The sequence below is a fragment of the Cupriavidus sp. MPR-AND1C genome (assembly GCF_058809705.1).
The window spans coordinates 1-9,902 of sequence record NZ_JBXASU010000157.1 but is presented as its reverse complement, the minus strand read 5'-3'; the positions used below and the strand labels follow the sequence as shown (position 1 = coordinate 9,902).

The 9,902-nt window shown below is 60.3% G+C and carries 8 protein-coding genes; 1 reads left to right on the top strand and 7 read right to left on the bottom strand.

The features are described from left to right. Positions 1-208: 208 nt before the first annotated feature. The 6 genes from AC1RWI_RS37140 to AC1RWI_RS37115 are packed head-to-tail and all read right to left on the bottom strand — an operon-like array spanning position 209 to position 8,213. Positions 209-1,108 carry a hypothetical protein gene (locus tag AC1RWI_RS37140; protein ID WP_492870797.1) on the bottom strand — a complete coding sequence of 300 codons (900 nt, stop codon included), beginning with the start codon at positions 1,106-1,108 and terminating at the stop codon, positions 209-211. 4 nt (positions 1,109-1,112) lie between these two features. Next, positions 1,113-1,394, bottom strand: a complete 282-nt coding sequence (locus tag AC1RWI_RS37135; protein ID WP_492870796.1) for a PAAR domain-containing protein — start codon at positions 1,392-1,394, stop codon at positions 1,113-1,115. A gap of 33 nt (positions 1,395-1,427) precedes the next feature. Continuing rightward, positions 1,428-2,684 (bottom strand): type VI secretion system protein TssL, long form, encoded by a 1,257-nt coding sequence (gene tssL / locus AC1RWI_RS37130; RefSeq protein ID WP_492870795.1) that lies wholly within the window; start codon positions 2,682-2,684, stop codon positions 1,428-1,430. A gap of 5 nt (positions 2,685-2,689) precedes the next feature. After that, a complete protein-coding gene (locus AC1RWI_RS37125; RefSeq protein ID WP_492870794.1) occupies positions 2,690-3,664 on the bottom strand; it encodes a hypothetical protein in 975 nt (324 codons plus the stop codon). After that, the gene (locus AC1RWI_RS37120; protein ID WP_492870793.1) at positions 3,619-5,625 is read right to left on the bottom strand and encodes a zinc-dependent metalloprotease family protein; all 2,007 of its coding nucleotides are present in this window, start codon (positions 5,623-5,625) and stop codon (positions 3,619-3,621) included. Before AC1RWI_RS37120 ends, AC1RWI_RS37125 begins: the two co-directional genes overlap by 46 nt. Positions 5,626-5,633: 8 nt before the next feature. Beyond that, the gene (locus tag AC1RWI_RS37115; RefSeq protein WP_492870792.1) at positions 5,634-8,213 is read right to left on the bottom strand and encodes a type VI secretion system Vgr family protein; all 2,580 of its coding nucleotides are present in this window, start codon (positions 8,211-8,213) and stop codon (positions 5,634-5,636) included. A 226-nt stretch (positions 8,214-8,439) separates the two neighbouring features. Between AC1RWI_RS37115 and AC1RWI_RS37110 the strand changes: the two genes are divergently transcribed. Next, positions 8,440-8,694 (top strand): hypothetical protein, encoded by a 255-nt coding sequence (locus tag AC1RWI_RS37110; protein ID WP_492870791.1) that lies wholly within the window; start codon positions 8,440-8,442, stop codon positions 8,692-8,694. Between the two features lie 469 nt (positions 8,695-9,163). Here the strand turns inward: AC1RWI_RS37110 and AC1RWI_RS37105 are convergent, their stop codons facing one another. Beyond that, positions 9,164-9,532 (bottom strand): DUF1484 family protein, encoded by a 369-nt coding sequence (locus AC1RWI_RS37105; RefSeq protein ID WP_492870790.1) that lies wholly within the window; start codon positions 9,530-9,532, stop codon positions 9,164-9,166. Positions 9,533-9,902 lie beyond the last annotated feature (370 nt).

The window sequence follows — 9,902 nt, the reverse complement described above, 5'->3', positions numbered from 1 at the left end:
CCCCGAGCCCGCAAGAACGCCACGCGCCCAACCGAAGCAAGCCCCCTACCCCGGCCCCGCCACACTGCGCGCGCACTCAAAACGCGATAGGCGGATCAAAGGTCGCGCGTAGATGTAGATCATCCCCTTATCACCTCGCTGATACCCGGCGCGCTCGCCTAAAAAAGTCCCTGAGGGGTATAAATCGACCGGCACTATCATGCGCGCCTCAAAATGTTTCGCCATTCAGCCTGATGCCAAGTAGACAGGATGACTCTTGTTCGACCAGATACCTGCCGTCGATCCGGTGCACAACATGAACGGTCGCAGGTGCATGTCTACGGTAGTGCAGAATCGTCAGTATCAGACCCGCCAGCACGACGAATTCCAAGGAAAACAAGACCGCCGCATCGCGGTGAATCGTTGGGCTAGGTAACCCAGGGGCTAGCGGCCGTAGCTGAAACAGCACCCACACGAGGGGCAATGCAATGGCGTTGCAGACGCCAAGTGCGACAGGCAGGCTGCGAGGAATGCGCCAGGCGAATCCTGCCGCGCCCAACGCCAACCCGATGATCAGCAGGCACCCCAAGGCAAAGGGATTCGACACAGCCAGCCACGCCGGCAGAAACCAGCCGAGCAGCAGGCCGAGCGCCAGCATGCCCCCGGCCAGCAAAGCAAGGCGCAAGGTCTTGAGTGCATCGAGACGTGCGTGCAGCTTGGCCGCCCAGGATGGCACAGGTGCCGATATCAGCTTTACGTGGTTGTCTGCGCTGATCTCCAGCGCGATCGATTTTGCTTCGAACGCCACGATTTTCCCATGCGCATTGACGGCGTATTGGGCACGGCTGCCATCGTGAAAGTGAATGTCGTGCGACACCATGCCGGCCACACCCGTCATGTCGTGTTCAATGACCTGTGCCGGGTCACCGATGTCCATGCTCGCCACGCGGTCCAAACGCAGCGTCACCGGCTCGGCAGGATAAGTAACCTCCATCACGCCGACACTCACGATGCTGGAAAGACCGCCGTCTGCACGCAACACGACTCGCTTCGCAACCTTGGCGGCGATCATTCCCGCCTGCAGATAAGACAGTTCAGGGGACCAGGACAGGCAGGAAAAATCGCGCATCTGACTATACCCCCGCACTCGTGTCGGTGTTCGCAATCAACTGGCAGCCACACGCTGTGCGGTCCCCCTCGCAAGCCACGACGCCGCCTTCGACCGTTAGCCCGGAGCTCGTCTCCACGATCTTGTTAGTGCCGTGCGGCCGGCCATCCGGGTAGATCAGCGGGCAACTGACGAGATCACCCAGGCGCGCCATTGGCTGGCCGTCCAGCAAATCGCTGGCGGACCCACTGATGACTTCGCCGCCATGCGTGGTCTTATCGCCTTTCTTGATGAGTTTCCTTGGCATTTGGATTGGCTTTGCAACTATTCGACTATTCGACTATTGGGTTACCACCACTTCGACACGCCGGTTTGCAGCGCGACCAGCGATGGTCTTGTTATCGCCAACGGGTTCGCTATCCCCCTTGCCAATCGCTTCGAGCCGGCCCTTGGCGACCCCTTGACTTGCAAGATAAGCACTGACGACGGCGGCGCGTTCTTCGGATAGCACCTGATTGGACGGAAAGCGCACGCTCTTGATCGGCTGGTTGTCGCTGTGGCCAATCACTTGCACCTTACCTTGCACCTTGTTGATTTCGCTGGCCACCTTGTTGAGCGTTGGCAACAGTCGCTTGTTCACATCAGCCTGACCGGCACGGAAGATGTCATCGCCCCGGAATACAACAGTGGCGCCCCGGTCGTTGTCGTGGACCGTCACCACGCCACGTGCGACCTCATCCTTGAGCAATTCGGCCAGATGCAGCGCCTGGGGCCACGGTGGCGGCGTCATCCTGCCAATGGCCTCAATCTGCTGCTGCAGATCATGCTGCCTGAGCAGCAACTCGTGTTTCATCCAAGCGAACATCCCCAGGAGAACCACGGCAAGCACTGCAGCCGTCGTCCACGGCGACACACTGTACAGACGAGGAAAGCGCCCCGGCGGCGCGGATTCAATGTGCGGCGACAGTCCTTGGGGGACGGGGCCGTAGTGCTTCAACAGCAAGTCGTACAAGCGCTGCCGAATCGTGTGATGCTGCCGGTCTCCGTCGGTCATCGTGCGATACCGCCCCATGAATCCCAGGGACATCAAGTGGTAGATCAGGTGGATGACCGCAATATGCTCGTCGGGCGATTCCACCAGACGGCCCAGCACTTGATATACCTTCTCGCCGCCCAGATTGTCCTGGTGGTGTTGAACCAGCAGACTGTGGCTGGCCCACCAGCCCTGCCCCCATTCTTGCTGCAAGACTACGTCGTCCAACGCCGTGCAGATGGCATAGTGCGAGGCAATGACATGTTCGCGCTTGACGTTGGCGCGCTCGACCAGTGCCTTGAACGTGTCCAGCTCTTCGTTGATCAACTCGCGCAGACGTTCCGTTTCCGCCGGAGCCAACCGCTCCGGTAGGTCGCAGAGACAACGAACCAAGCGCCCTGATGCCTCCAAGATTGGATTCCGGGCACGCTGCACATCGGCGAGACGCTGCTCAAAAATTCGCTGCGGCGGCATCCAGCGAGACGTCGGCTGCGAATCGCTACCGGCTGCTGGTTTGTTGTCCGGCTCGGGCGAGGGGATACCTTGCGGGTCCATGTCGGCCATCTTGCTTACACTCCGTTCGTGACCGGATGGGGCTCATCGGTCACCGTGTAACCCAAATCACGCAGCTTCTGCTTGACCAGTTCGCGTTGCTCCTTGGAATAGGTCACGTCGTCCTCGATCTTGAACGGCACGTCGATTTTCAGCGTCTTGACAATGATGTTCAGCGCGTAGTCGCGGGCGCGTAGATAGCGCAGTTCTTGGGGTGTCATGGCCGACTCGCTGCCATCCGCGTTATAGCGGCGCAGTCCGATATCCTTGATCGGCATGGGGTCGTTCAGCACGGGAATCAGCACCGGCACAAATTTCGGCGTGCGCCATGCGCGGAACTGATAGAAGATCATGAGCGGGACCATTTTCCCGTCGCGGTCACCCGCACCCAGCGCACGCGTCATCAGTTCCATACTGCCGGGGTCGTCCAGCAGCGCGAGGCCGAAGACCGCGCCGACCCGCACGCCATAGTCCTTTGCTCCCACATAGGGCTTCAGGTCGGCGATGCGCTGCTCCGGTGGCACGGGGATCTGCGCCATCGTGAGCAGGAGGTTCTTGTTTTCCTCCTCCTTTGGAGGTTGGAGCTTCTCTTTGAGAATGGGATAGACCTCAGGACGAGGGTTCTCGATCAAGCCAAATACGCTTGTTCGACCGCCCCCTTTTCCCAAGCCTTGCGCCAGTAGTGTCGCCGATTCAAGCGTGGGAACCTTCCGCAGAAAACCGTAGGCAATTTCCATCGCGGTACTGCTCGTTCTTGGGTCGCTCACGATGGCGCGGACTTCCGGCACGATGGCGTTCTGTTGCCGACGAACATAGGCATAAGCTTCATCCCACTGCTCGTGGTCGATCATTTGTGCCAGGCCAGGCATATTCGTTTGCTCCTGTATGACTTGATCTTGCGCAGCACACACCCGTGGTACCGCTACGGTGGAGGTGAGCAGCAGACTCAGGCAAAAACGCCTTGCCCAGCGTTGTCGGACGGTGGTGACCATGCCGTTTTCTTCTCCGTTGACGATTCAGACTTGTTGAGTAGTGCGATCCCGCGTGCCATGACAATTTCAGAAAATCTCGAAGAGGACACGACCTTCGGCACCGTCTTGCAGCACAGCATCTTGCCGCCCACATGCCAGCCATTGCCAACATCCTGTTGCCGTCCTCGTTGCCGGGTACTGGCGTCCAGTGGACCGATGCCGTTCAAACCGATATAGACATACATCAGCATCCGGCGAGACCAGAAATCCTCCAGGTTGTGGCGTTCATCCCTGCCCTGAATTTGCACGTGAACATCGTCCCCCTCGGGGTTATGCGTTGCGGGGTGCGATAGTCCGAGAAAATGCCCGATCTCGTGGGCGAAAGTCTGGATGAGCTGATCCTGACTGGAAGGCAGGCCGCCATGCATCTGCTCGGCGGCCACCAGGGCGGTATTGCAAAGCCCCCAGCCAATGCCACTACCGATTGTGGATTCCACCACATACATGTTCAGATGCTTCGCCTTGCGATTCAGATTGGTCACCGCGGGGAACTCGTTCACTGCAGGTTGCCCGTTCTTGGCAGGCCTGACGGTCATCGCCCCTGCTTGCGTCAGGTCGATGGTGTCATTCAGCCATTGCTTGACCTCAAAGCGAACCCCCGCTGCCCGCCAGATGTCATTGATCTTGTCGAAGATGGGTCCAAGCCTTGGACGCTGAAGGGACGGGGCAACCCGTGGAATCTCCGGCTTGCCGGCCTGCCCAATGGACACGAAATGCACCGCCACAGCAACGTTGATGGGCGCGTAGACCTGCACAGCCAGGGTATGTAGTAGCGGCCCGCTGGGACTGCCATAGCGCACTTCAATTGCGGCCGTCGCTCCTTCCGCTTTGTTGCGCAGACCAGCGATGCCCGTCAGCTCGATCAGGTCACCCGTCACCTGACTGATCTTCACCGCGCTTTCATCCGTGCTGACGAAGCTCAGCGGCACGCTTGCCCCGACATGCAGGCGCAGCAGCAACAGGTCAATTCTCTGTCCAGCCATCAGGCTCACAATTGGCCCGTCATGCTCCCGGTAGCCGCGCTCGTCCAGTTCGGGCCTGCCCGGATGAAAGGTGGTCGATTCGTTGTACCGCACGAAACGCACCGGTACAAACCGGTGTCCATCGTAGATTTCGCGTGCCAGCGGTTTTGGCGACGGTCCCGGCGTGGCGGATCCGGCTGTGCCTTTGTCTTTCGGTCGTGGCGGGGGCGGGACGGTACATGGCTCCATGGTGCCCGGAGGGGCGCTGCCGCCGCCCGCTGCCAGCTTGGCGACGAAGTCGGGGTGAAACCGCTTGACGTTCGAGCCAGTGAGGTCGCGGTGAAAGCCAAAGGCCTGCGACGGATCGATCTTGCTACCAGCGAGTTCGTGCCGCTCAATTTCGCCATTGGGCTCAAAGCCGCTGTCCACCTGAAAGCGCAGGATCGCGTCCTCGATTTCGATGTGGTCCAGCTTGTCATCGGGAATCTGCGACACAGCCACTTGCCCGGGACGTACGGACCGATAGGGCTTGTCGTAGTAACCCAGCACCATCAGGCGACGCTTGGCACCCTGGATGCCCATCGTCGTCGTGCCGTCGGTCTTCTCGTCATCGCTGTAGTCACGCGCGGTCAACTGGATCAGCGTGCCAAGAATCTCCAGTTCGCCTGTGATGCCAGGTTGCAGGCCCGGCAAGAGAATCTGGCCGTTGGCCCCGGTCGTGCCTTCGCTGTCCGATTGCCCAGGGATGCGCACTTTGTAGCTGAGGCCAGCCAACCCGCGCTCGGCCTCAGTGCGGGAGATACCCGGAAACAGTTGGAAATAGATGCGCAATGGGCGCAGCGGCAGCACCACCTTGCACACCGCGCCGCCCGGCTTGAGGGTCAACTCCGGATTCGGCGCGGGCCGCGCGGGCGTTCTGGCAAGCGGCTTTTGCGAAGGACGTGCGGAATGGGTCGCCATAAGCTGTCTTATAGAATTTCAATCTTTACGGTTTCGCCGAACTCGGCCAGCTTGAGCGCAGTCTCCCCGTCCGCATTGGTCACGCCTTCGATGAGGCTGCCATCGGCGCGCGTAATGCGGTAAGGCTGGTACGGTGCAAGGTGGTCGGTGCCATCCCAATGCAGCTTGTAGAAGCCCTCGTAACCTTTGCCGAAGCTCGGCATCGGCACGCTGGCAGTCTTCGGGCCGGTCAATTGCTTGCTGCCCGCGTGCACCGTCCATGCGCCACTGGTGCCGCTCTCGATGCCGTTGGGCGTCATGCGGTAGTAAGTGCCTCCAACGTTGAACACGATCTCCTTGGCGGCGGTGACTTCGATCCTGCCTTCGGTGCTGGTGACCTTCAGGGTGTCGCGCGCCACGACTTCCATTTCGTTGTCTTGCGCCTGCACCGCGACTTTTCCCTTGCAGGCGATCAGCTTCACGTCTTCGGTATGGCCGCACAGCGAGACACCTTTGGCCGCGCTGCCGACAATGCTGTGACCCGCCGAAATGGACAAATGCTTGCCCGTGGTCAGCGCCGTATGGTCGCCGCTGTGCAGGTGCGTGGTCTTCGGTGTCGTACTGGCGATCCCGGCAGGACTCGCCATGACCATCATCGGCTGTGACAGTTCGCCCAGCGCTTCGCCTGTACCCTTGATGGCGTCGTTCTGTTCGGCAATGGCCTGCGCCACATGCTTCTGTTCATCGGTCTGCGCAAGTGCCGCCACGCTGGCCTCCAGCACGTTGCGGGCTTCGGCCAATGCCTGTTCCAGCCGCCGGATCGTTTCCTGCATTGCCAGCACATGGCCGTCTGCCTTGCCTCGGGCCTCGGTGGTGATCAGCATCCCGTCTGCGCGGATGGCCCCCTTGCCATCGGTGCGCAACTCGAAGCCCTCGCCGCGCTTTTCCCTGCGCCCCTGCCAATCGTTCACGCGGACGTTGTGGCCGAGCGCCAACAGGCTGTTCTGGTGGGCCGAGGCGACCTGCACCTGCTGCTGGCCCTGCGTGTCGTCATAGAGCGTTTGGTTGCGGCCTTCGCCGAATAGCTCTTTACTCTGGTAGCCGGACAGCGCGTGCTGACCCGGCAGGTTCCACGCCGGTAGATTTTCCTGATTGTTCACCACCCCGACGATGATCGGCCGATCCGGATCGCCGCCCAGGTAGGCCACAACCACCTCCTGTCCGATGCGCGGCAGGTGCGTGTTGCCGAAGCGGCTCCCCGACGCAAAATTGGCGACGCGAATCCAGCAGGAACTGTTCTCGTCGCTGTTGCCGTAGCGGTCCCAGGCAAACTCGCAGCGCACGCGACCGAATTCGTCGGTCCAGATTTCCTGATTGACCGGACCGGTGATCTTCGCGACATGCGTGCCGCCGATGTAGGGCTTGCTGACCCATTCGGGCCGGAAAATCTCGTGGGTCGGCTGCGCCTCGAATTCCACCTCGCAGCGCCATTGCTGGCCGCTGCCCGAGAACTCGCCCACATCCTCGATCAGCAGGCGTGTATCGAAAACCAGGTACTCGCGGTTGGCCTTCTCGCGCAGGGAGCGCGCGAGCGTGAACGTATTGCCCGGCGCCATCGCGCGGACATTCCCTTTGCCGCGCACACGGTGTCCATGCTGGCGGATGGCTTCCATGCGGATGCGCGCCCGCATGTCGCCCTCGGCGCGAGCTACCTTGCCGCTTGCGGGCTCGGCGTGGTCACCCGGCCAGTCGAACAGCTCGTAGGTCGAATGACTGGTGTCGCGCGGATCTTCGGCAGACACGTTGAGGTGAGCGCGCGGTTGCTTGAAATCGTAATCCCCGTGCGTCCATTTTCCGGTGATCAGCCGGTCGCGCACCTCAAACTGATAGAGGTGTTCTTCGTCAACGCGGTCAGAGGATGGATACCAGCTGATGGTGTGATACGCAGCACTGGGAATGACCTCGAAAGCCCCGTTGCCATCGGTCAGCACCAGACGGTGGTGACCTTTTGAATGCTCGAAGAAGAACGATATGCCCCATTCCGCGAGCAGGCGCCGCACGAACTGGTAATCGGTTTCACCGGCCTGCAATTGATATTCGCGCTGAGGATATTGGCTATCCAGCAGGCGACGCTCGACGGGGAAGGTGTAGTTGCTGAGTACCGCCTCGACGATTTCCAGTACGTTCATGTTCTGGAACCGCTTGTAGTTGCTCGTCAGTGTTGCCAGCCACAGCCACGGACGCAGGGTCAGCCGGTACAGAATGCGCTCGTTGTCATAGAACGGCCCCCGAACTTCGGTGACGAGGCCGGTGATTTCCCGCGTGCCCCGACCCAGGCCACCGGCCAGGCCGGTGCCAGATCCGTCCAATTCAATACTGACGGTGAGCTCCTTCCCCTGCATGGCCTCCATATCAAAGTCGCCTGCCGGACCGTAAAGGGCATTTCGGTCGTCGGGGGTCTTCAACTCCAGTTCGTACTCGAAAAGGGCGTTAATGCCCTCAGTGCCGGATATGCGAGAAAACACCAACAGCGGCTGTCCCATCAGTTCCGGCAACCCCTCACCGGACACGGTGACGGTACGAGAAAAAAACGGCAAGCGGTTACGCATGCAAGTAAGCTCCGTGATGTCAGGCGCCCTCGGCGCATTCCTGACGCAATGCGAAACAACCCGGGCCACCTGACGTGACTTGGGCTCCCGAAGAAATCCGCTGCTCCGATGAATTTGGCTTCCCAAGCCTATGGACTTGGAAACGGGATGTCTACGAGACTATTCTGGAATTGAACCCAAACGCTCCGCTGCAGGTGAAGTTACAAGATCCGCAAGGCCATGAGGCTTGAACCTGATGTACCTTGCGCCGGTGCTGGCGCACCGATCCGCAAGTGATTTTCACAAATACCAGGACGGTATCGTGCAGCGAGAAACGCTATGCCGCAATCGGACAAGTACGAAATTCAATGAGAAATTCGGCGACGAGGGCGGCTATGAAACGATCAGAAAAGCGGCTACCGTTCAGTGCATTCCGCACACTGTGGGTGCTCAGGCGCGAGCCGCGCATGCTGCATCATTGAGGATGTGGAAGCGCTCGTAGCTCCTACGGGATGCCCTGCACCCCGCCTACGCAACCGCCCCCGATCGCCGCCCGCACCGCCAGAATCGAAGGCGCCTGTGCACCCGCCGACATCGCGCAGCACGAATGCAAGCGGGAGAATTCTGGCGACTACATCGGTGAAACCTGCTATTTAGCGCGTGAGTACGGCACTTTGTTTCGCCCTTATGCTGCGCGTAGCGACGAATTACTCGCAGAACGCACGTACCTTGACCCCGATGTTCCGCGCCTACTTTGGTTTCACGACCATGTGCTGTATGACATCGGCGCGCGCGATGGTAAGGGCCATGTAACACTGCCCCCGACACGTTGGGACTGGCTGCGGGCTAGGCTTCCGTAGCGAACGAAGGCGCCTGCTTCCGTTCGTGGAATGACAGCCGTGAACCGACAGTTTGGGAGGGGGCCGCAGTAGCGACACGCGCAGAGCCTACTCGGCCCCCTTCCCACTACCTCAAAGCAGCCCCTGCACCCGATTCAAAGCCGCATCCAACTGCTGCTTCAACGGCGTCAGCAAGCAATGCAGGCCGTGGCTGTCTTCTACCTCGTCACTGTCGTAATCCAGCAATCTCAGAACCGAGCCAAGGCCCGCGCTTACGCGTAGCAAGTCGGCGCAGCTTTCCTGCGCGATGCCTTGGGCGTCGTTGCGCAGCGCGTCTAGTTGGTAGGCTAGTTCCTGGACGCTTAGTTTTGTGGGGGTGTCTGCCGGGAAGGTGATGCGGATGAGGTCGGCGAGCAGGTCGGATTGCCGGGAGAGGGTGAGCGTGCGCTCGGGGTACTGCAAGGGGATGGACTGGCCGATGTGGGCGGAGGAGTTGGACATTGCGGTTCCATAGAAAAATTAGCCGCGTGCGGCGGCTGGTCGCCTATGTTTTCGCAGGTTTCCACTCCTGGTCACCTTTGTTTGAGGTGACTGGGAATTGTCGGGGAGATTTGGGGAGGATGTCAATCCGGGTCTACGCAGTGGAGTGCGTCAGCACCAGCGTTGGCTTCAAGGGCATCCACGTACGGGCCCGACGGAATTCGAATCGACCGCTCGCCGGACCCGTGATGATGACGTCTTTGAACAGGGTTGGAACGAAACGCCGACGTCCGAGTTCGTCCCTTGCGGACGGACGGGGCCTGTCAGTTCTTTTGTGTGGAGGGCAGGTAATGGCTCATCGGCAATTGGACCGGTGAGCCGACATTATCTC